At 58.0% G+C, this 22,430-nt stretch carries 19 protein-coding genes; 7 read left to right on the forward strand and 12 right to left on the reverse strand.

All coding sequences use genetic code 11. From position 1 onward, the window contains the following. Positions 1 to 211: 211 nt before the first annotated feature. Positions 212 to 460 carry a DUF1158 domain-containing protein gene (locus SK51_RS20870; RefSeq protein WP_003858875.1) on the forward strand — a complete coding sequence of 83 codons (249 nt, stop codon included), beginning with the start codon at positions 212 to 214 and terminating at the stop codon, positions 458 to 460. On the opposite strand, the gene SK51_RS20875 is transcribed toward SK51_RS20870, so the two are convergent. Beyond that, entirely contained in the window at positions 446 to 2,014 is a 1,569-nt protein-coding gene (locus SK51_RS20875; protein ID WP_023305630.1) for an alpha/beta hydrolase-fold protein, read from the reverse strand. The two genes, SK51_RS20870 and SK51_RS20875, sit on opposite strands and share 15 nt — an antisense overlap. Before the next feature lie 123 nt (positions 2,015 to 2,137). On the opposite strand from SK51_RS20875, the gene SK51_RS20880 reads away from it, so the two are divergent. Beyond that, a complete protein-coding gene (locus tag SK51_RS20880; protein ID WP_032676378.1) occupies positions 2,138 to 4,282 on the forward strand; it encodes a TonB-dependent siderophore receptor in 2,145 nt (714 codons plus the stop codon). Positions 4,283 to 4,388: 106 nt separating this feature from the next. Here SK51_RS20880 and SK51_RS20885 read toward each other — a convergent pair whose 3' ends face one another. Together SK51_RS20885 and SK51_RS20890 are read right to left on the reverse strand one after the other, a co-directional pair. Further along, positions 4,389 to 4,730: a RamA family antibiotic efflux transcriptional regulator gene (locus tag SK51_RS20885; protein ID WP_017694370.1), complete on the reverse strand. Its 342-nt coding sequence runs from the start codon at positions 4,728 to 4,730 to the stop codon at positions 4,389 to 4,391. Positions 4,731 to 4,762: 32 nt separating this feature from the next. Further along, positions 4,763 to 5,866 (reverse strand): RomA family MBL fold metallo-hydrolase, encoded by a 1,104-nt coding sequence (locus SK51_RS20890; protein WP_048207035.1) that lies wholly within the window; start codon positions 5,864 to 5,866, stop codon positions 4,763 to 4,765. 192 nt (positions 5,867 to 6,058) lie between these two features. Between SK51_RS20890 and SK51_RS20895 the strand changes: the two genes are divergently transcribed. The 3 genes from SK51_RS20895 (at position 6,059) to nfsB (ending at position 7,781) form a co-directional block, all read left to right on the forward strand. Beyond that, entirely contained in the window at positions 6,059 to 6,649 is a 591-nt protein-coding gene (locus SK51_RS20895; protein WP_023299509.1) for a TetR/AcrR family transcriptional regulator, read from the forward strand. Then, positions 6,639 to 7,007, forward strand: coding sequence for an MmcQ/YjbR family DNA-binding protein (locus SK51_RS20900; protein WP_022647330.1), 369 nt, complete (start codon positions 6,639 to 6,641; stop codon positions 7,005 to 7,007). The genes SK51_RS20895 and SK51_RS20900 overlap by 11 nt, the downstream gene beginning before the upstream one ends. A gap of 120 nt (positions 7,008 to 7,127) precedes the next feature. Beyond that, complete coding sequence (gene nfsB / locus SK51_RS20905) at positions 7,128 to 7,781, forward strand: oxygen-insensitive NAD(P)H nitroreductase (RefSeq protein WP_003858884.1); 654 nt, start codon at positions 7,128 to 7,130, stop codon at positions 7,779 to 7,781. A gap of 27 nt (positions 7,782 to 7,808) precedes the next feature. Here the strand turns inward: nfsB and SK51_RS20910 are convergent, their stop codons facing one another. Both SK51_RS20910 and SK51_RS20915 read right to left on the reverse strand, forming a co-directional pair. Beyond that, positions 7,809 to 7,991 carry a hypothetical protein gene (locus SK51_RS20910; protein WP_223861950.1) on the reverse strand — a complete coding sequence of 61 codons (183 nt, stop codon included), beginning with the start codon at positions 7,989 to 7,991 and terminating at the stop codon, positions 7,809 to 7,811. Between the two features lie 109 nt (positions 7,992 to 8,100). Next, positions 8,101 to 8,970 carry a helix-turn-helix transcriptional regulator gene (locus SK51_RS20915; RefSeq protein ID WP_022647328.1) on the reverse strand — a complete coding sequence of 290 codons (870 nt, stop codon included), beginning with the start codon at positions 8,968 to 8,970 and terminating at the stop codon, positions 8,101 to 8,103. Positions 8,971 to 9,077: 107 nt separating this feature from the next. Here SK51_RS20915 and SK51_RS20920 point away from each other — a divergent pair, with 107 nt between their 5' ends. Both SK51_RS20920 and SK51_RS20925 read left to right on the forward strand, forming a co-directional pair. Beyond that, positions 9,078 to 10,514, forward strand: coding sequence for an MFS transporter (locus SK51_RS20920; RefSeq protein WP_023305627.1), 1,437 nt, complete (start codon positions 9,078 to 9,080; stop codon positions 10,512 to 10,514). 67 nt (positions 10,515 to 10,581) lie between these two features. Then, the gene (locus SK51_RS20925) at positions 10,582 to 11,826 is read left to right on the forward strand and encodes a mechanosensitive ion channel family protein (protein WP_022647326.1); all 1,245 of its coding nucleotides are present in this window, start codon (positions 10,582 to 10,584) and stop codon (positions 11,824 to 11,826) included. On the opposite strand, the gene SK51_RS20930 is transcribed toward SK51_RS20925, so the two are convergent. The 7 genes from SK51_RS20930 to SK51_RS20960 all read right to left on the reverse strand — a co-directional run bounded on the left by SK51_RS20930 (position 11,827) and on the right by SK51_RS20960 (position 22,389). After that, entirely contained in the window at positions 11,827 to 12,798 is a 972-nt protein-coding gene (locus tag SK51_RS20930; protein ID WP_023305626.1) for a LacI family DNA-binding transcriptional regulator, read from the reverse strand. It lies immediately after the preceding gene. A gap of 75 nt (positions 12,799 to 12,873) precedes the next feature. After that, positions 12,874 to 14,016, reverse strand: coding sequence for a Gfo/Idh/MocA family protein (locus tag SK51_RS20935; RefSeq protein ID WP_032670955.1), 1,143 nt, complete (start codon positions 14,014 to 14,016; stop codon positions 12,874 to 12,876). Further along, positions 14,009 to 15,034 (reverse strand): sugar phosphate isomerase/epimerase family protein, encoded by a 1,026-nt coding sequence (locus SK51_RS20940; RefSeq protein ID WP_023299502.1) that lies wholly within the window; start codon positions 15,032 to 15,034, stop codon positions 14,009 to 14,011. The genes SK51_RS20935 and SK51_RS20940 overlap by 8 nt, the downstream gene beginning before the upstream one ends. Before the next feature lie 15 nt (positions 15,035 to 15,049). Then, the gene (locus SK51_RS20945; RefSeq protein WP_032676379.1) at positions 15,050 to 16,285 is read right to left on the reverse strand and encodes an MFS transporter; all 1,236 of its coding nucleotides are present in this window, start codon (positions 16,283 to 16,285) and stop codon (positions 15,050 to 15,052) included. A gap of 331 nt (positions 16,286 to 16,616) precedes the next feature. Beyond that, positions 16,617 to 18,002 carry a phenylalanine transporter gene (gene pheP / locus SK51_RS20950; protein ID WP_032676380.1) on the reverse strand — a complete coding sequence of 462 codons (1,386 nt, stop codon included), beginning with the start codon at positions 18,000 to 18,002 and terminating at the stop codon, positions 16,617 to 16,619. A 102-nt stretch (positions 18,003 to 18,104) separates the two neighbouring features. Further along, positions 18,105 to 20,078 carry a PhoX family protein gene (locus SK51_RS20955; RefSeq protein ID WP_023305622.1) on the reverse strand — a complete coding sequence of 658 codons (1,974 nt, stop codon included), beginning with the start codon at positions 20,076 to 20,078 and terminating at the stop codon, positions 18,105 to 18,107. A gap of 127 nt (positions 20,079 to 20,205) precedes the next feature. Beyond that, entirely contained in the window at positions 20,206 to 22,389 is a 2,184-nt protein-coding gene (locus SK51_RS20960) for a TonB-dependent receptor (RefSeq protein WP_023305621.1), read from the reverse strand. Positions 22,390 to 22,430: the final 41 nt, after the last annotated feature.

The raw sequence follows: 22,430 nt of genomic DNA on the forward strand, positions 1-22,430 counted from the left end.
CACCTATAGCTTTGTAAAATTATTTTCGTGAAAAAGACGTTTATTTACATTACGCGATATTAATTTAATCGCCCCGGAAATATTATCTATTTCCCGTTATTAACTCGCAGAATAACGGTGGCCTTTCACTCAATTTTGCCAGTGGGGATGATATTGCTTTACGTTTCAGGATGCCGGACAATGACATTTTTAACTCACGATTAACATTACGATGAAACACCCGTTAGAATCGCTGCTCACCGCAGGGGGCATTTTGCTGATGGCCCTGCTCTCCTGTCTGCTGTTACCTGCGCCGTCGCTGGGTCTGGTGCTGGCGCAGAAACTGGTTCAGACCTTTCATATGGTCGATCTGAATCAGCTGTACACCATTCTGTTCTGTCTGTGGTTTTTGGTGCTCGGCGCCATCGAATTCTTTATCCTGCGTTTCATCTGGCGCCGCTGGTTTTCACTGGCGTCGTAAGCCAGTAAGATCGCGCATCCCGTGGATCAGCGCTTCACACCAGGCCGCGTAGTCGTGGCCGCTGGATGAGGGGTGGAAGCTGACGCGATAGCCTTTTTCCTTCAGCACCTGTTCAAAATCCTGCGTGGTGCGATAAATGCCGCCGCCCGGCCCCGTGGTTTCAAACTTTCCGGCCTGTAACCAGAAGCGCACCGGATACGGCGGCGACTGCTGGTACTGACGCGTCAGCCAGCCGGGGGCGTCACCTTTCGGCGCCCACCAGTAGGAGCCGGAAAGGCTCAGCACGTTGCCAAACAGGCGCGGATAGCGCAGCGCTACCCATGACGAGGCGATTCCCCCGTAGCTCGACCCCGCCAGCACCGTTTTCTGCCGCTGCATGCCGATGCCCTGCTCGCGCAGCCACGGCAGCAGCTCGTGCGCCAAAAAGTCAGCAAAATCCGGGTTCGGCGGCAGCTCGTTGCCGCGACGGGCGTGATCGAGGCTGTCGATAAACACCACGTTAATCGGTGGCAGGTGATGCCGGGCAATCAGACCGTCCAGCACGTTGGCGAAATGGTATTCGTCCTGATAAATCTGCCCGTCGAACAGAATTAACGTCCAGCGTGCGGGCTGTGCGCCGCGCGGTTTGTAGATCATCACGTCGCGGGCGTTGCCGAGGATGTGGCTGGAAAAACTCTGACGGCTCAACGTCCCGTGCACCAGCGGCTTTGCCGTGGCCTGAACGGAGCAGTAGCGCGCCGGGCTGAGATCGAGCAGCGAGTAACGGTTCCATCGATCCGCCTTCTGCTCCCCAAAGGTGTTCGGGTTAAGCGGATCGGCCTGTGCGCTCACCAGGATGGCGCGGCGTTGATCGCGGGCAGAGCCTTCAACGATCGGCACATCGGGGGCGAGCTTATATTGCATCACCGTATCAGCGGGGACCACGTAGCTGCGGAACCAGACGTCGCTGTTGCCCAGGCGGAACAGCGGATCGTGATCCCCCGCCGGAGAGCCGAGAATGAAGACGTTATCCCGCGCGCCGCGCCACAGAAAGGTCACGCGCTTATGGTTCGCATCTACCGGTTCCACCATTGGCGTTCCCTGTCGACGCTGCGCCTGCCAGAACGCCTCGGTACTTCCACCGGCAGAAATGACGTTTGCCAGCGCCTTTAGCGTCGGGCTTTCTGGCGCCAGCATCTGCACGCGTGGTAACGGAGAGGTCTCTTTCATCCGCCACTGAAAACGCCACGGCTTACCGGCTTCGCCGTGTAGCACCAGCGAGGTGTTCTGTTTCACCGGCAGGGCAAACAGCAGCGTGTGTTCCCCGTCCGCAGGACCGTTTTCGATCAGCGTGCGGATGCGGCGGTTTTGCCCATCCAGCAGGCGCGCATCCGTCACGCCATTCAGCGTGGCGGAAACGTAATTTTCACCCAGTTCAGGCAGGGAGAAGCAGACTTCGCCGCTGGCATCAAACTTTCCCTGAACATCGCCCTGCCGGGACGACTGCTCGCACGTTGCCGCCATGGCGGGCAGCGCGCCGATCCCCAACAGCAACCCACTCCATACCCTCTTCATTACCGCTTGTTCCCCAACGAAATTTGTTAACAACGCTAATGCAAATGGTAATAATTTGCAATATCATCAACGGCGATTTACCGGTGTTTTTATGGCGATAGCAACCAAGGACGTTCAATAAAAATGTTTAAAAATAATAAGATAATGTATCTCTGGCTGATGAGTCTGGCGACGACCAGCGTCGCGGCTCAGGCAGAAACGAAAGAAGAAACGATTACGGTGACGCAGGGCGTGAGTGAAGAGCCCACTGCGCCCGTAAAAGGCATTGTGGCGACGAAAACGCTCTCCGCCACCAAGACCAGCGCGGAGATTGTGAAGACGCCGCAGTCGGTATCGGTGATCACCCGCGATCAGATGAACATGCAGGACGTCACATCCGTTTCGCAGGCGCTGCGCTACTCGGCGGGCGTGTTTACCGAATACCGGGGCTCGTCTAACCGTAACGACGAGGTGTTTGCGCGCGGCTTTAGCTACGTGCCAAAATTCCTCGACGGCTTAAGCTTTGGTGCAACGGCCTCATCACAGACGGGCACAGTTGACCCGTGGCTGCTGGAGCGCGTGGAGCTGGTGCGCGGCCCGGCGTCGGTCCTGTTTGGTCAGGTGAATCCTGGCGGGTTAATCAGCATGACCAGCAAGCGCCCGACGGCGGAGGCCATTCACAACGTGCAGTTCCGCACCGGCAATAACGATCTCGCCGAAGGTGCGTTTGATTTCGGCGGCAGGCTGAGCGACGACGGCCGCGTACTGTATCGCGTGAACGGTATCGCCCGTACGCAGCATAATCAGGTGGACGATTATAAAGAGACGCGGATGGCGATCGCCCCGGCGATCACCTGGTATCCGAACGATCAGACCCGCTTTACGCTGCTGACCAGCTACCAGAAAGATCCGGATGCCGGATACCGCAACTTCCTGCCCGCGTATGGCACGGTGAAAAGCGTCGACGGGAAGTACATCCCACGCGACTTTAACGTCAGCGATCCGAATTACAATCAGTCCTGGCGCGAGCAGACGATGATTGGCTACGAGCTGGAACACCAGTTCGCCGACAACCTCACCTTCCGCCAGAACGCCCGTTACGCCACCATCAAGCAGAAATACCGTTATCTGGTTTACGCCAACAGCGCGGCCAACAGCACGGTGTTGACCCGTCGCGCCCAGCGTGAAGAGCGCACGACCAATGAATTTGGCCTCGATAACCAGCTGGAATATCTGCTGGAGACCGGGAGCGTCAGCCATACCCTGCTCGGCGGGTTTGATTACAAGACAAGCAAGGATAAACAGCTGCTGGCGCGCGGGAGCGGCTCACAGTATGACCTCGACTGGACAACCCCGGTTTACGGCGTGAACGTGGATGAAAGCACCTTCAAAACGGCCTCCGACGAGCAGCAAAATCTCGACCAGATGGGGCTGTATCTTCAGGATCAGATGAGTTGGAACAACTGGGAGTGGCTGGTTTCCGGGCGCTACGACTGGAGCGAAGTGCGTACCAACGACTTCACCGATAATAGCTTTACGCAGCAGAACGACAGCAAATTTACCTGGCGCACTGGCCTGCTGTACGCGTTCGATTTTGGTCTCTCGCCGTACATCAGCTACAGCACGTCGTTTGAGCCGAACCTGCAAACCAACCGTGCGCCGGGCGTCGCGCCATTCAGGCCTACTACCGGGGAGCAGACCGAGATTGGCCTGAAATATCAGCCGGTCGACACCACGCTGATGACTCTCGCGCTGTACGATTTAACTCAGGACAACGTAGCGACCTATAACAGCGCTGAAGGCTGGTTCGAAAATGCGGGCAAGGTGCGTTCGAAAGGCGCTGAAGCGGAAATCCACGCCACGCTGATGGATAACATCAACCTGATTGGCTCCTACACTTACACCGATGCAAAAACCGAAAGCACCACGGTGGCGGGCACCGAGGGCAAGACCCCGGCGCGTATCCCGACGCATATGGCGTCTGCGTTTGCCAGCTATACCGTTCCGGGCGGGGCGCTCAAGAGCCTGACCGCTGGCGTGGGGATGCGCTACATCGGCACCAGCTACGGCGATGCGAAGAACACCTTTAAGGTGCCATCGGTGGATCTGTATGACGCGATGCTGCGCTACGATCTGGGCGAGATGAACCGCAGCCTGAAAGGGGCAAGCGTGCAGTTCAACGTCAATAACGTGGCGGACACGAAGTATGTGGCATCATGCGCAAGCGATACGGCGTGCTTCTACGGGATTGGCCGGACGGTGACGGCGACGGTGAATTATCGGTGGTAAGTGATTTGTAGGCCCGGTAAGCGCAGCGCCACCGGGCAATTACGGGCACCGAGCTCACAAAAAAGCCGGGTGGCGGCTACGCCTTACCCGGCCTGCACGCGACATGTTAATGTGTCTGGCTATGGTTCTCTTTGCGGTACGCCCCGGGCGGCTGGTTGAAGGTGCGGGTAAAGATGCGGGTAAACGTCTGCTGCGAGTCAAACCCGTAGCGCAGGCAGATATCGTACACGCGCTCGTCTGACTCACGTAGATCGCGCGCCGCCATCAGCAGCTTGCGTTCGCGGATGTAGCGCCCCAGACTTTCGCCTTTGTACTGCATAAACAGCCGCTGTAAATGCCATTTTGAGTAACCCGCATGGCGGGCAATCTCTTCGATGCGTAACGGCTGGTGTAGGTTGTCATCGATCCATTCGACAATCGTATCAATGACCTGAGCGGAAATCGTCATACTGCTCTCCCCCTCTGCTTCTCGCTTAAACATTATTCCCACCACTCGCGAAATTGTTGCGTGGTATCACTCACCAGCACGGGCTCGCCCAGCTCCGGTGTCAGCAGCCGGTAGTTTTTATCCTTACTGGCTTTCGCCAGCTGGATCAGTGGATCGTTCCAGGTATGTTTCGCCAGCACAAAACGCCCGTTATGTCCCGGTACGACCGCTCTGGCATTGAGATCTGCCGAGGCCTGCGCCGTTTCCGCCGGATGCATATGAATGTACTTCCAGTCCTGGTCGTACTGGCCGTTTTCCATAATGGCTAAGTCCACTCCGCCAAACTGCTCGCCAATTGCTTTGAAGTGCGGGCCATAACCGGAATCTCCGCTGTAGTAGACCTTCTGCTCCGGAGAGACAAACATAAAGCTGCCCCACAGGGTCTGGTTACGCTTAATGCCGCGCCCGGAAAAATGGCGCGCCGGCAACACGTGAACCGTCAGCGCATCGCTGATACGTACCGACTGGTTCCAGTCCCGCTCGTCGATAATCTCAGGGTTCATCCCCCAGTAGCGCAGATGCGAACCCACGCCCAGCGGGGTGACCACGCGCTTAACCTTCGGCAGCAGCGCCTTGATGGTGGCGTAATCCAGATGATCATAGTGATCGTGGGAGATAATCAGCAGGTCGATCTCCGGCATGCTCTCCGCACGCCACGGGTACTCCCCCGCAAAGGCTTTATTGAGGAAGGAGAACGGTGCGGCGTAGTTACTCAGAACCGGATCGATCAGGATTCGTTGCTCCGCCAGCTGCATATACCAGGAGGAGTGGCCGAGCCACACCAGCGTGTCCTGTTCAGGCGACAGGCTCGCCAGATCGGTTTTCACCAGCGGCAGCGGCTGCGCAGGACGGGCGTTTTCGGTTTTACGGGTAAGGAACTGCCACCACGCCACCAGCATATTTTGTTGCCCGGTAAAGCCCGGCGTAGGGAGCGTGTTATGGAATTGCCCGTCGCGATAGTGCGGAGAGGCCTCCACTTCAGAGAGCTGCGCACCCTGCGGTGGCTGGCCAAATCCGGCATTCAGTACAAACGGTAAACTGGCAGCTGAAGCAATAATCATGACTAACACCACGCAGATGAATAGAGGCTTTTTCATTATCCTGACCCGCCAACGCGCCCTGTCCGATAGTTTGCGCGGGTTGAACTTGATTATGAGTGAGTAAGCACTCATTATAGATAGGATGATTACGCCGTCAAGAAGGTTTTCGATCTTTGACATTCCGCGTTGCAGCGTGACAAAGCACGTGTTTCAATCAGGGTTTTTACAATTGACGGGAGGAAAAATTTAGTGGCACGTCCGAAGAGTGAAGATAAAAAACAGGCCTTACTGGAAGCAGCAACGGCTGCGTTTGCGCAGTCAGGTATTGCCGCCTCAACGGCGTTAATTGCCCGTAATGCGGGCGTCGCTGAAGGGACACTGTTTCGCTACTTTGCTACCAAAGACGATCTGCTGAATGCCCTCTATCTGCATCTGAAGCAGGATCTTTGCCAGACCATGCTGGCGAACCTCGATCGCACCATCACCCAGCCAAAAGAGCATACCCGTAATATCTGGAACAGCTATGTGGACTGGGGCATTCGTAACCCCCTGGCGCATGCGGCTATCCGCCAGATTGGCGTCAGTGAAAAGCTGAACATTGAAACCGAGCAGGCGGTGAAAGACATGTTCCCGGAAATACACGAACTGTGTCACCGCTCGGTGCGCCCGGTGTTTATGTCTGACGAGTTTAAGACCTTCGGTGATGCAATATTCTTATCGCTGGCTGAAACCACCATGGAGTTTGCCGCGCGCGATCCGTCCCGTGCCGTCGATTTTAAAGCGCTGGGCTTTGAAGCCATGTGGCGCGGGCTTGCTGAGGAAGAGAGCCATGGACAGTAAAGCCTTGCAGGAACATGCCAGACGCGTCGCGCTGGAGATGCCTTTTACCGAACATTGCTGGCCGTTTGGCCCGGAGTATGACGTGTTTAAGGTGGGCGGGAAAATTTTTATGCTGATGGCGACCGCTCACGGTCGGGCCCACGTCAGCCTGAAATCCGATCCGGAAAAATCGCTGCTCAATCAGCAGATCTACCGTGGCGTGGAGCCTGGCTACCATCTGAATAAAAAACACTGGATCTCCCTTTATGGCACGGACGACATCACGCCTGAACTGGTCACCGACCTGATTACGGATTCGTGGAATCTGGTCGTTGATAAACTGCCGAAAAAAGATCAGAAGTGGATTCGGCCAGCCTGATTGTTCGTCTGAGACGAACAGAATAAGCGCTCGAATCGCACTTATCTTTTCCCGCTTCGCGCGGTAATCTGCTTTCCTTTCACGCCCGCCCGCGGGCGAATTTCATCACCAGGAGTTGTTATGGATATTATTTCTGTCGCCCTGAAACGCCACTCTACCAAGGCGTTCGACCCAGCCAAAAAACTGACCGCAGAAGAAGCGGAAAAAATCAAAACGCTGCTGCAATACAGCCCGTCCAGCACCAACTCCCAGCCGTGGCACTTTATTGTTGCCAGCACTGAAGAGGGTAAAGCGCGCGTGGCAAAATCCGCGGCGGGCACCTATGTGTTTAACGAACGCAAAATGCTGGATGCCTCTCACGTGGTGGTGTTCTGCGCGAAAACCGCGATGGACGATGCCTGGCTTGAGCGCGTCGTCGATCAGGAAGAGGCTGACGGCCGTTTCGCCACGCCAGAAGCAAAAGCCGCGAACCACAAAGGCCGCTGCTATTTTGCCGACATGCACCGCGTGGATCTGAAAGATGACGACCAGTGGATGGCGAAGCAGGTTTACCTGAACGTCGGCAACTTCCTGCTGGGCGTGGCCGCGATGGGCCTGGACGCAGTGCCGATTGAAGGCTTCGATGCCGCAATCCTCGACGAAGAGTTCGGCCTGAAAGAGAAAGGCTTCACCAGCCTGGTGGTGGTGCCGGTTGGGCATCACAGCGTTGAGGATTTCAATGCCACGCTGCCGAAGTCTCGCCTGCCGCTGAGCACGATTGTGACTGAATGCTAATGAAAATGGGCCGCTGCATGCGGCCCGTTACGCTTTACTGATGACAAGCCTGCGATGCGGATGGACCTCACGATCGTTTCCCCAGGCAAAAGCAATCCAGCGCTCTTCCAGCTCAGCGTAGGAATTTACGGGCGTTAACGTCCACTCTTCTCCCACCGTACCGTCCGCCACACTAATGCGATAGTTCATGGTAAACGCCCAGTCGATCATGCGCAGCCAGAACCGTTGCCCGTCTCCCGTTTGTTCGCTGTCAGAGACAACGATGTCGTATTCGCTTAGCAGAGCCAGCTCTTATTCCCTGAAAGCCCCTCACAAAAAATTATTTCCCCTGCGCCTCCAGCCATGCCATCGCCCTCTCACCCGCCTCGTCCACCGGTAAATAGACCAGCAGCCGCGATCCGTTTCGCGGGGCGGAGTACCAGTACATCTGCTGGAGATGAAAATCCCCCAGCTCGGGATGGGTGAACAGCTTGAGCTGGTTCTCCACGCCGCGCACGTCGTTGCGCTGGTGCCACAGGGTTTTGAACTCCTCAGAAACCGCAAAAAAACGCGCCAGCTTCGCTTCCCAGAGCGGGTCGCCACGGTGCTCAGCCATTGCCGCGCGGAAGTAGGAGACGAAAATCGGCAGCACGTCGTCACGTTTGCCGAGCCGCGCGCGCCACGCCGGATGGGTGAGGAACAGGTAAATACAGTTGCGATCTTCCGGCGGGATAGCGTTGAAATCGACGCCCATCAGGTGTCCGAAGCTGTCGTTCCACGCCACGATATCGAAATTCGGTTTCTGAATACTGGCAGGCTTCGGCATCAGGGTATCCAGCAGGCGACGCGTGCCTTCGCTGATCCCCTCACAGCACACCGCCTGCGGGGCTTCGCCCGGCGGCAAACCGGCAAGCACAAAAAGATGCCGGGCTTCGGTCGGGGTGCATTGCAGCGCTTTTGCAATGGCGGCCATCACCGCGCTGGACGGATTGACGTCCCGGCCCTGTTCCAGCCAGGTGTACCAGGTCACACCGACATCCGCGAGCATCGCTACCTCCTCCCGGCGCAGGCCCGGCGTGCGGCGGCGGCCGCTGCGCGGTAAGCCGAGCCGCTGCGGATCGAGGCTTTCGCGCCGGGCACGCAAAAACGCGCCCAGCTGCTTGCGGGTGTCATCCTGGAGAGAGGTGACAGGTTCAGACATCAGCGCCATAACATCTCCTGCATGGTAGTGCCAGTACCAGTATAAGTAAGAACTGGTACCCGTTTATCAGATGGTTGATGCTACGACTCTACGCTGTTTGACGCAATGGAGTCACCATGAATACGTCAGTTGTTTCACCGGGTCGTGCGGGCCTGATATTGCTATTAACCGGCCAGATGCTGCCGCTGATTGATACCTCGATCACCAACGTGGCGCTGGATTCCATCACCCATTCGTTACACGCCACCGCCACCGAACTGGAGCTGATCGTCGCCCTCTACGGCGTGGCCTTTGCCGTCTGCCTGGCCCCCGGCAGCAAGCTGGGCGATAACCTTGGCCGCCGTCGCTTGTTTATGTGGGGCGTGGCGAGTTTTGGCCTGGCCTCGCTGCTGTGCGGCATGGCGGGCAATATCGAACAGTTGCTTGCCGCGCGCATTATTCAGGGCGCGGGCGCCGCGCTGATCATGCCGCAAATTCTCGCGACGTTGCACGTGACGTTAAAAGGAACGGCACACGCCAAAGCGATCAGTCTGTTCGGCGGTATCGGCGGTATTGCGTTTATCGTTGGCCAGATGGGTGGCGGCTGGCTGGTGTCGGCGGACATCGCCGGGCTTGGCTGGCGTAACGCCTTCTTTATCAACGTGCCGATTTGTCTGGTGGTGCTGGCGTTGAGCCGTCGCTACGTACCGGAAACCCGCCGCGACACGCCGTCGCGCATTGACTGGACCGGGACTATCCTGCTGACGGCGATACTGTGCTGTCTGCTGTTCCCGATGGCGCTCGGCCCGCAATGGCACTGGTCGTGGCCGCTGAAGGCCGCGCTGCTGGCGATTGTGCCGCTGGTCTATTTGATGGTGTTAAACGCGCGTAAGAAAGAGCGAGAAGATGCCCACCCGCTCATCGCGCCGCGCCTGTTGCAGTTGCGCAGCATCCGCTTTGGCGTGCTGATCGGGATACTCTTTTTTAGCGTCTGGTCCGGGTTTATGTTCTGTATGGCGCTGACCATGCAAAGCGGTCTGGGGATGGCGCCGTGGCAGTCCGGGAACAGCTTTATCGCGCTCGGCGTCACCTATTTTATTTCCGCCTGGTTCGCCCCACGCCTGATTGCCCGCTACAGCACCAGCGCCATCCTGCTGACCGGGCTTGTGATTCAGCTTGTTGGCCTGGTGGCGCTGATCGCCACGTTCCGTCACTGGGGGATGCAGAATACCGCGCTGACGTTGGCCCCGGCCACCGGGCTGGTGGGTTACGGGCAGGCGCTGATTGTAAACAGCTTCTACCGTATCGGGATGCGCGATATTCAGCCTGACGACGCGGGGTCCGCGAGCGCGATTTTAAGCACGCTGCAACAGGCTGCGCTGGGGCTTGGCCCGGCCATTTTCGGCGCGATTTTGCTGCACGGGCTGCAAAATCATCACGGAGATTACACACAGGCGATCAACGTCTTCCTGATGTTGGAAACGGCCATGATGGGGGTGCTGGCAGTGGCCACGCTGCGTATGCGCCATCGTCTGTGTTTACCGGTCGTCAAGGCCTGTCCGGCGACAAAATAAAACTGCCTGAATTTGCATAATAGATCCGCAGCCGCCATTATGGGGCTGCATCAATACAGGAGACGTTATGCAGGAATTAATTGCTCAGGTTGAAGAGTTAGGGATTGAAATTAATCACACCACCTCTTTAGTGATTATCTTTGGTATTATTTTTCTTACAGCCATTATCGTTCATTTTATTCTGCACAAAGTGGTGCTGCGCGCCTTCGAAAAACGCGCGCAGGCCAGCAGCCATTTATGGTTGCAGATCATTACGCAGAACAAGTTATTTCACCGTCTGGCGTTTACCCTCCAGGGGATAATCGTCAACGTTCAGGCGGTTCTGTGGCTGCAAAAAGGCAGCGAAGCGGCGGAAATGCTCACCACCTGCGCAAAATTGTGGGTGATGGTCTATGCCCTGCTCTCCTTCTTCTCGCTGCTGGACGTCATATTCAATCTGTCGCAGAAAATGGCCACCGCATCACAGCTGCCGCTGAAGGGGATATTCCAGGGCATCAAGCTGGTGAGCGCCATTCTGGTGGGAATATTAATTATCTCCCTTCTGATCGGTCAGTCACCCGCCATTCTGATAAGCGGCCTGGGTGCGATGGCTGCCGTTCTGATGCTGGTCTTTAAAGACCCGATACTGGGCTTAGTGGCCGGTATTCAGCTCTCCGCCAACGACATGCTGAAGCTCGGGGACTGGCTGGAGATGCCGAAATACGGGGCCAACGGCACGGTGACCGACATCGGCCTGACCACCGTTAAAGTGCGCAACTTCGATAACACCATCACCACCATCCCGACCTGGGCGCTGGTGTCCGACGCGTTTATCAACTGGAGCGGCATGTCAGCCTCCGGTGGTCGCCGCATCAAGCGTAGCCTGAATATCGATACCACCAGCATTCATTTCCTCGATGAGCAGGAGCAGCAGAAACTGATTCAGGCGAAACTGCTGAAGCCGTATCTGGCCGCGCGTCATGAGGAAATTAACCTGTGGAATCAGCAGAACGGCGAAGGGGAATCGGTATTAAACCTGCGCAAGATGACCAATATCGGCACCTTCCGTGCCTATCTGAATGAATATCTGCGTAACCACCCGCGTATTCGTAAAGATATGACGCTGATGGTGCGCCAGCTCGCGCCCGATGCCAACGGGCTGCCGATTGAAATATATGCCTTTACCAACACGGTGATTTGGGCAGAATACGAAGATATTCAGGCCGACATCTTCGATCATATTTTCGCGGTGGTGGATGAATTTGGCCTGCGTATTCACCAGTCGCCAACCGGAAACGATATTCGCTCGCTGGCTGGCGTCATCGCCAGATAATCAGGTGCTGGCGCGGGAAATAAAGCGCCAGTCCATCATGACCCTTTCCGTGGGCGCATCCGGGTTGTCGATCTTATTTAACAGCAGATTGACCGCCTTGCGCCCGATATCCCGCGACGGTTGTTCAATGGTGGTGAGAGAAATCATCTCCGCCAGCTCGGTGCCGTCAAAACCCACCACCGCGATATCTTCTGGCACCCGCAGCCCTGCCTGCTGAATGGCGCGCAGCGCCCCCGCCGCCAGCGTATCGGAAACGGCAAACACCGCATCCGGCGGGTTTGCCGTTAACAGATTTTGCATCGCCGCCATGCCCGCACTGGAGCTGAGCTCACTGGCGTACTCCACCGCCTGATAGTCCAGATCCCGCAGGTGTATGACGCTCTTATAGCCGCGTTCGCGCAAACGGGCATATTTGTAGCTGAGGTCGTGGTTGATGAGCGCAATGCGTTTGCGGCCCTCGTCGGCAAGCTGGCTGACAACGTGCTGGGAGGCATCAACATCGTTAATCCCCACGCAGGAGACCGCGCCCGCATCGGCGTATTCGGCGCACTGCACCCACGGCGCGTTGCCAATCAGCGCGGCCAGCTCCGGCAGCTTCGAGAACGCATCCATAGTGATAATGCCATCGACGATTTTGCCGGAGAGCAGGCTTAAGCCCGAGCGGGAGCGCTCAATATCCGAGCCAGAGTTGCACAGCAGAATGCGGTAGCCGTTTTTCTCCGCCTCGGCTTCGATGCCCTTCACCACTTCGGCACAGAACGGGTTGGCGATGTTCGAGACCATCACCAGGATCATATAGCTGCGGGCGGTGCGCAGCTGACGCGCCAGCAGATTGGGCTGGTAGTTACTCTCCTGGATCGCCTGCAAAACGCGCTCGCGGTTTTTCGCCTTCACGGTATCGCTGTTATTCAGTACGCGAGAGACCGTTGCCACGGATACCCCGGCCAGTTGAGCGATTTTCTGAATTGACATAGCGACGATACATCCTGCGGTTAGCGTTTTGTGCAGGCTACCATAAATTGGTTGCCCGGCGAACCGGGCAATGCGTCAGTATTCCACACGCACCCAGCGCTGCTGCTGATGGCTTTTCACAATCGCATCAAGGATATACATCACACTGGCGCCATCGTGGAAGGTGGCAAACTGCGGCTTATCCGGCATCGCTCCCGCCTGCACGGCACGGTAAAACTGCGCCATCATATTTTTAAAGGCATCCGGCCAGCCTTCAATGTGTCCGCCGGGGAAATGGGCGCTGTCGGCCACATCACGGTTCATCAAACCCGGATCGTCGCTGAGCGTCTGGTTTGCCCGGGCGCGATGGCCGATCCACAGCTGCTGCGGGGTTTCCTGATCCCACGCCACCGACTGCTCGCTGCCGTTAATTTCAAAGGTCAGGCGGTTTTTTCGCCCCGCGCTCACCTGCGAGACGCTAAAGCTGCCCTTGCTGCCGTCGTCAAAACGCAACAGCACCGAGCCGAAGTCCTCGGTGGTGACCAGTTTATCTTCATAGTGAGCATGTTCGTCGTGCGTAAACGTCTGACTGCCCGCCACGTTAGCCTTGCGCGTCGGCCAGACGATGGATAAATCAGCCATCACCTCAGTAATGCGCCTGCCGGTGACATACTGCACCGTATCGCACCAGTGGGAGCCGATATCCGCCACCGCCCGCGATGCGCCGCCGAGCGCGGCATCCACCCTCCAGTTGTAGTCGGTTTCCAGCAGCATCCAGTCCTGTAAATAGCTGCCGTGCGAGGCAAACAGCCGCCCGAGGGTGCCGGCGCGCATCATGCTCGCCGCCTGGCGCACCATCGCAAACTGACGATAGACAAAGCTCACGCCATGCACCACGCCCGCCTGCTCTGCCAGCGCCACCAGCTCGCGCGCCTCGTCCGGCGTCATGCACAGCGGCTTTTCGGAAAACACGTGCTTGCCCGCGCGCAGGATCTGGCGGTTAATCTCCGCGTGCAGGTGGTTCGGCGTGCAGTTGTGCACCGCATGCAGATTGGGGTGCGCGAGCAGTTCTTCCACGCTGGCGTAAGCATGCGGCACATTTAGCTGGCGCGCCTTTTCCTGCGCCTTAACGAGCGAACCGTCGCAGAGCGCGACCACCTGCACAAACCCGAGACGCCTGAGCGCCTCGATGTGTGCCGGGCCAATAAACCCGCTGCCGATAATCCCGACGTTAATCATGGCTGCCCCCTGCGGCGAAATCATCAAACGCCCGTCCGGAAACGGGAATAATGTGGCGGCGGATAAATTCGCTGCCTTCACTCGCGCCAGTATCGCCATCCTTCAGGCAGCACTCCCACTCCAGCACCGCCCAGCCGTCGTAGTCGTACTGGGTCAGCTTGCTGAAGATGCCCTTAAAGTCGATCTGCCCGTCACCCAGCGAGCGAAAACGTCCGGCGCGGTTGATCCACGGCTGGTAGCCGCCGTAGACGCCGCTGCGCCCGCTGGGGCGGAACTCCGCGTCCTTGACATGGAACGCTTTAATGCGCGCATGGTAGAGATCAATAAAGGTCAGGTAATCCATTTGCTGAAGCAGCATATGGCTCGGGTCGTAGAGAATGTTGCAGCGCGGATGGTTATCCACCAGCGCCAGAAAACGCTCGAAGGTTACGCCGTCGTGCAGATCCTCCCCCGGATGCAGCTCAAAGCAGACGTCCACGCCCTGCTCGTCGAAGGTATCCAGTATTGGCCGCCAGCGGGTTGCCAGCGCCTCGAACGCCTCCTGAAAACGCTGCTCGTTGTGCGGCGGCCACGGATAGAAAAACGGCCAGGCCAGCGAGCCGGAGAAGGTGGCGTGCGCTTTCAGGCCTAATCGGGCCGAGGCGACCGCCGCCTGCTTCAGTTTTTCCGTCGCCCACGCCTGACGCGCCGCATCGTTACCGCGCACGGATGCGGGTGCGAAGTGGTCAAACGCCTCGCTGTAAACCGGGTTCACCGCCACAAGCTGCCCTTCCAGATGGGTCGACAGCTCGCTGATGACCAGCCCGTGCGCGGCCAGCTTTGCGGTGATGTCGTCGCAGTAGGCCTGACTCTCTGCGGCTTTCTCCACATCAAAGATATGCGGATGGTTGCAGGGGATTTGCACCGCTCTGTAACCCTTCGACGCCGCCCATCCTGCCAGCCCGTCGAGCGTGTTGAAGGGCGCTTCCCCGCCAATAAACTGCGACAGAAAAATACCCGGTCCTTTCATTGTCCTCATACCACCTCCAGAACATTACGCCTTGTCATCGTCATACTTAAACGTGAGAAGGAAAATCAGCGCGATCGCCGCGGCAGCCACCGCCGGGATCCACCAGAATGTAACCCACGCCTGCGGCACGGTCTGCCCTGCCACCAGGCGGTTGTAAAGCGCCCCTGAAATCTGCGAGCCGAGCAGCATGCCGATGCCGTAGGTGAACATCACGATCATGCTCTGCGCCTGGCCTTTGACCTTTTCTCCCGCCACGCGGTCGGTGTAGATAAAGCCGACGACAAAGAAGAAATCGTAGCAGACGCCGTGCAGCAGAATGCCCAGATACAGCAGAATGCGCCCCTCCTCGCTGACGCCCAGCGCGAACATGGCATAACGCACGAACCACGCCAGCATGCCGATCAGCAGCATATATTTCACGCCCAGGCGGCGGAACAGCAGCGGAATAACCAGCATGAAGACGATCTCAGACATCTGCCCGAAGGACATGGCGGTGCTGACGTCGGCAATGCCGGCATCCGCCAGATACGAGGCGGTGTAGGCGTAATAGGTGCCGAGCGGGACGGAGATCAGCATTGCGCAGACGGAGAAGACGAAGAAGTGGCGGGTTTTGAGCAGCGCGAAGGCGTCCGCGCAGAAGAGATCGCGCACCTTCACAGGCAGGCCTTTCGCCGGTGCAGGCGTGTGCGGCAGCGTCAGGCTATAGAGCGCCAGCAGCACGGAGCTGACCGCCGCCACCTGGAAGATGGTCACGCTGGACGCCACGCCGGTGACGCCAATAAAAATGCCCGCCACGATCCAGCCGATGGTGCCAAACACGCGCACCACCGGGAAGGTTTTATCCACGTTTGCCAGGCTGTGGAACGCGATGTTATTGGTCAGCGCCAGCGTTGGCATGTAGCAGAGCGTGTAGCCAAACAGCAGGCCAATCAGCAGCGCGCCGTTCTCAGCAATCAGCGCCCCCGGCACGAACCAGAGGATCGCCGCGCCCGCGAGGTGCATCACCGCCATCACCTTCTGTGAAGCGAAGAAGCGGTCCACCAGCATCCCGAGCACGAACGGCGAAAGAATGGAGGCGATGGGCCCGGCTGAGAACGCGTCGCCAATCAGCAGTGACATGTTGTGCCGGGTCATCACCAGGCCAAGCGTGACCGACCAGCTACCCCAGATAAAAAATTGCAGAAACATCATCAGCGACAGACGCGGCACCAGCAGCCGGTGCTGCGTTATCGTCTTTTCACTACTCTCAGTTGACACCATGATAAGCCTCACCCGGAAAAAGTAATCGATTACAAATTAGCTCAAATGAAAAGTAATCGATTACAAAACAAAGATCCTGTGGATCGAAACAGAATTGGGAGAGGGGTCACGATAATGGTGAAGCGGAGGTGCCGGGTGGCGGCTTCGCCTTACCCGGCCTACTAAATAACGTCCCCGAACATGTAGGCCCGGTAAGCGCAGCGGTGCCGGGCGTGAAGGCGGGCAGTGTGGTGCGGTCTGGTTTGGTGCGGTCTGGTGCCCTCACCCCGGCCCTCTCCCACAGGGAGAGGGGGCAAACACTAAAAACGGCAACCAGGTTGCCGTTTTGCTTTTACCTTCGAGAGAGTTTAAACGCAACAAACAGGAACACCACCCACACCGGCAGCAGCATCGCTGACAGGCGCATCTCATCCATGGTGCACATCAGCACCAGAATCAGGCCGAGGAATGCGATACAGATGTAGTTCCCCGCCGGATAGAGCAGCGCCTTGAACTGCGTCTCGCGCCCCTTGCGGCGCATCGCGGCGCGAAAGCGCAGGTGCGCCAGGCAGATCATGATCCAGTTCAGCAGCAGCGTGGCGACAACCAGCGCCATCAGCAGGCCAAACGCCTCTTTCGGCAGCAGATAGTTGATCAGCACCACCAGCGAGGTGATAGCGCCGGAAAGGAACAGCGAATTGATCGGCACGCCGCGACGGCTGACGCGGGTGAGGAACTTCGGCGCGTTGCCCTGTACGGAGAGGCCAAACAGCATGCGGCTGTTGGAGTAAACCCCGCTGTTGTACACCGACAAAGACGCCACCAGAATGACGAAGTTCAGCGCGGAAGCCACCACGTTGCTGTTCAGGTCATGGAAGATCATCACGAACGGGCTGCTGTCAGATTTTACTTCCACCCACGCATAGAGCGCCAGCAGCACCACCAGCGAGCCGATATAGAACAGCAGGATACGGTACACCACCTGGTTGACCGCTTTCGGAATGCTTTTGTGCGGATCGCGCGCTTCGGCAGCGGTAATACCTATCAGCTCCAGACCGCCAAAGGAGAACATAATGACCGCCAGCGAGAGGATCAGCCCTTTCCAGCCAGTCGCCAGGAAGCCGCCGTGCTGCCACAGGTTGTCGATCGATGCACGCTCGCCGCCGTGGCCGGAGAACAGCAGCCACAGGCCAAAGCCGATCATGCCGATAATCGCCAGCACCTTGATCAGCGCAAACCAGAACTCGGTCTCGCCATACAGGCGCACGTTCACAAGGTTAACGGCGTTAATAATGATGAAGAAGGCCGCCGCCCAGATCCACGTCGGGACATCCGGCAGCCAGTACTGCATATAGATGCCTGCGGCGGTCAGCTCCGCCATGCCCACCAGCACAAACATCACCCAGTAGTTCCAGCCGGAGAGGAAGCCTGCGAACGGACCCCAGTATTTATAGGCAAAATGCGCGAAGGAGCCGGACACCGGCTCTTCAACAACCATCTCGCCGAGCTGGCGCATGATCAGGAAGGCGATAATCCCTGCGAGAGCGTAACCCAGCAGAACCGCCGGGCCAGCCATTTGAATGGCGGGGCCGATGCCGAGAAACAGCCCGGTACCGATCGCGCCGCCAAGGGCAATTAACTGAATATGTCGATTTTGCAAACCACGTTGCAGCGTCGGACTCTGATCCGACGAAGCTTCAGCGCTACCATGGCCTGAAGCGGATGACGCGTCTTTCACGCCCTACCCCTGTCTCTTTTTTAGAAGGGGCACGTTTTAACACTTCATGCTGGTGGTAGCAAGCTTAACGCCGGGCCAGCGCATGCGCCCGGCGGATAAACGTCACGACCCGATGATCCCGCCGTCTGCTTTGACGATCACCACCGTTGACGATCGCGGACGCCCGTTCGGGCTCGCGTCTGGCCAGCTGGAAACAGCGCGAGGGTTGGCCGGGTCGGTAATATCATCCCCACCCTCCCCCGGATGCTGAATGTTGATAAACAGCGTCCGGTTGTCTGGCGTAAATGCAATGCCGGTGATTTCGCACCCGCGCGGCCCGGTCAGGAATCGGCGATACTCGTTGGTGCCTGGAATGGTAGCCACCATCTGGTTATTGCCCATCCCCTCGTACGCTTTCTTATTGATGGTGCTGGAGGAGACATCGGTCTGGATCCACAGGACGCCCTGGTGGTCAAACGACAGGCCGTCCGGGCTGCCAAATTCCGCGCCCTGCATCGAGCCTTTGGCCTTCGGATCGTCGCCGTCGGTGCGCCCGGCCATGACCAGAATATCCCACTTAAAGCGTGAGGCGGCAGGATCGGCCCCCTCTTCGAGCCAGTGCATAATATGCCCGTACACGTTGTTGGCGCGCGGGTTAGCAGCATCGACCGGTGCCTTGCCCTCTTTCCCGCGATCGCTGTTGTTGGTGAGCGTACAGTAGACGCTGCCGCTGGCGTGCGGATCGACGGCTATCCACTCGGGGCGATCCATCTTCGTTGCCCCCACCACGTCGGCCGCCAGACGGGTTTTAATCAGCAGATCGCCCTGGCTTGCAAAACCGTTGCTTTTATCCAGGCCATTTTGCCCGAAGACAAGCGGCAGCCAGTCGCCGCTGCCGTTTTCGTTGAACCTGGCGACGTACAGCGTGCCGGACGTCAGCAGCTGCATATTGGCTTCGCGGTTCGCGGGATCGTATTTTTTATCCGAAACAAATTTATAGATGTACTCAAACTTTTGGTCGTCACCCATATAAACCACCACGCGATTATCGGCGGCGAGCGTGACGGCTGCCCCCTCATGCTTGAAGCGGCCCAGCGCGGTGTGCTTGCGCGGGGTGGAGGTCGGGTTGTAGGGATCGATTTCCACGACCCAGCCGAAACGGTTGGGTTCGTTAGGGGTTTTATCGACGCTGAACCGCTCATCCACCTCGTTCCAGCGGTATGATTCATCGCTGTCGCTAATGCCGTAGCGTTTTTCCAGCGGGTTGAGATCGGCTTTTTTCACAAATATGTCCGACCAGTTCTCCTCGCAGGTGAGATAGGTCCCCCACGGCGTGTGGCCGTTGGCGCAGTTCTGCATGGTGCCCAGAACGCGTTCCCCCTGCGGATCGGCGGCGGTTTTCATTAAGTCCTGATGCCGCGCCGGGCCGGTAAGCTGCATCGGCGTATTGACGGTAATACGGCGGGCGAACGAAGACGGACGCACCACCTCCCAAGCGCTGCCCGTTTTTTTCACTTCCACCACCGACACGCCCATCGCGTTCTGCCCCTTGCGGGCTTTGTCGAGGCTCCAGTTCGCCGTACCGTCCGTAAACAGCATTCCGTTGTCGATGTATTCATGGTTCAGCGCCAGCAGGCCATGCTCCGGGCTTTGCCCCCCCTGCGGCAGGCTAAACCACGCCATGCCGTCGTGGTGCATGCCCGCCTGCACGGCCTGTTCGTCTGTGGTATTGCTGGCGTCCGGTTTAAACGCCGGCATGTTGTTTTTGATGCCTGTCGGATCGCCCCAGCGATAGAACGGACGGGCAATATAGCCTTCCGGCACCCTGACCGTATCTTCCGTGGAGACGTCGATGCTGGTAAAGCCCAGGGAAACCGCTTTTGCCAGCGCGGACGGTTTTGAGACCGCGGCAATGGCATTCTCGGGTGTGATCAGATACGGGAATGATACGGCAGCCCCCGCTACGGCCCCCATCTGGAGAAAACGGCGGCGGGAGAGGAACACCTCTGCCACCTCGGAGAATACCGGGTTAGCGCTGCGGTTACTGATATCGTCGCGATGTTCTTTTTTAAATACGGATTTGAGGGGTCTGCCCATAGCGGCTTCCTGTCATTGGCCAAGAGGTAAGGATGTGGCGACCAGTGTAAGAAGCTTTTATTACAATTTTATAACACAACAACGAAGGGATTGGGGCGTCCCTGCCCCGGATAACGAGGTGGAACGCTTAGAACTCGTAGCCAACCGAGACCTTAAAGGTACGCGGCTCGCCCTGAGTGATGTAAGTACCGGAATCATCCACGCTTGACCAGTAGTTCTCGTTGGTCACGTTGTCGATGCCTGCGCGCACGGTCATCTGGTTTTCATTGTGGTTCACCGCGAAGCGATAGCGCATGCCCAGATCCAGCGTGGTGTAGCTGTCCAGCTTTTTGGTATTCGCCAGGTCAGCATACTGCGTGCCGGAGTGGTTAACGCGCGCGGTCGCCGTCAGGCCCTCAATCGGCTTGATATCGTATTCTGCCCCCAGCACGGCGTAGAAGCTCGGAATACCGATCGCGTCGTTCCCCTGGTTCACGCCGTTTTTAGTTTTGGTCAGCTCGGCCTGAAGCCAGGTGGCGCTGGCGTTCAGACGCATCCCAAGCATTGGCTCGCCGAAAACGTTCAGCTCCACGCCACGGTTACGCTGTTCAGCGTCCAGGCCGTAGTGGCCGCTGTCGTCGAGGATAGCCGACGGCATTTTGATCTCAAACAGTGCCAGGGAGCCGCCCACGCGGCCAAAGTCCGCCTTTACACCCACTTCGTTCTGCTTAGAGTGCACGATACCGGTGCTCTGGCCGTAGTTGTTTGCTGAGCGAGGCGCAGTTTCACCGGGCTGTAACGCCTCGGTGTGGTTGGCGTAGAGGGAAATTTCCTCCCACGGCTTATAGACCACGCCGTAGGTTGGCATCCAGCGGCTACCGTCAAAACCGTCCGCGTCGTTTTCCGCACCGGTAATTTTGTTGTACCCGCGAATCACCACTTTCTGATGGCGTGCGCCTGCGGTAAACAGCAGTTTGTCGTCCAGCACGCCCAGGGTATCGCTCAACAGCCAGCCCTGCGTGCGGGTGCGCCCACTGGTCAGCGGATCGCTGTATTTGCCGCCTGAGCCGCTGAAGTTGCTGCTGTCCGGCATAGCAACGCCAGTGTTGTGGTAGATGTTGGTGGTCGGGTTATCCGCCGCGGCAGACATTTTCCACGCGATTTTTTCGTTTTTGGTCATCGCCGAATACCCGACATTCACCTTGTGCGAGACGAAGCCGGTCATGAAGTTACCGCGAATGCCCGCCATGCCGCTGACGGAATCGCTGATGCGGTTGGTATCAAGGCGGCTGACCGTCGCATTACCGCCTTTATCCAGGAGCTTCGGCGCGCTGTAGATCCCCTCTTCGTGCGCGTGCTGTGCGCCGAGGCCGGTATAGGCCGTCCAGCTATCGGTGATGTCGTACTCGCTGCGCCACATGCCGAATTCGTTTTCGATATCGCTGTAGGCCCACTTCTGCGAGAAGTTGCGATCGTTCTTCGGTGGTTCAGGCACGAAGTCCACCGCCGAGATGTTGACGCTGGTCGGGCTGCCGTGGAAGGTTTTTTTCTGATAGCCCAGGTCCAGCGAGGTGCGGAAACGGTCACCTTTGTAATCCAGACCGGTGGAGAGCAGCGTGGTGCGGCGGCGGTCGTTCGGCACGCCGGTTTCGCCTTCACGATGCACAAGGTTCACCCGCGCGCCGAACTGGTCGTTATCGCCAAAGCGACGCCCCGCATCCAGCGTGGTGCCAATCTGGGAATCCGAGGTGTAGTCGACGCCCACTTTCGCCTGCGGGATGTCGCCCGCGTGTTTTGGCTCAAGGTTGATCATCCCGCCCACGCCCGAGCTGGCCGCGCCGTTCATCAGGGAATTGGCCCCTTTGAAGATCTCGATGCGGTCAACCATCTGGGCATCCACCACCTGGCGCGGCAGTACGCCGGACAATCCGCCAAAGGTCATATCGTCGCCGTCAAACTTCAGGCCGCGGATACGGAAGGTTTCCGCGCTGTTGCCGTACCCCTGAACGAACTGCACGCCCGCGTCGTTAGCGACCACGTCAGCAATGGTTTTCGCCTGCTGATCTTCCACCAGCTTCGAGGTGTAGCTAATGATGTTGAACGGCACGTCCATGGCGTTCTGCTGCCCGAGCATCCCCATACGTCCGCCGTTAGCCACCTGGCCGTCGAGGAAGGCCGGAAGCAGTTGGTCACCGCCGGGTTTGAAATCACTCCCCGCCGTGGACTGGACCACGATGGTGTCCTCTTTTTTCTCTTCCGCCGCAAAGGCGGAGTGTGTAACCGCGCCGATGGCAATCGCCAGCAGCGTTTTGTGCATTGTGGTGTTGTTCATAATGAGCTCTTAACATGCGCGCAAAAATGGCCCGTTGTCGG

Source organism: Enterobacter sp. MGH85 (assembly GCF_001037655.1).
In the GTDB taxonomy this organism is placed as follows: domain Bacteria; phylum Pseudomonadota; class Gammaproteobacteria; order Enterobacterales; family Enterobacteriaceae; genus Enterobacter; species Enterobacter intestinihominis.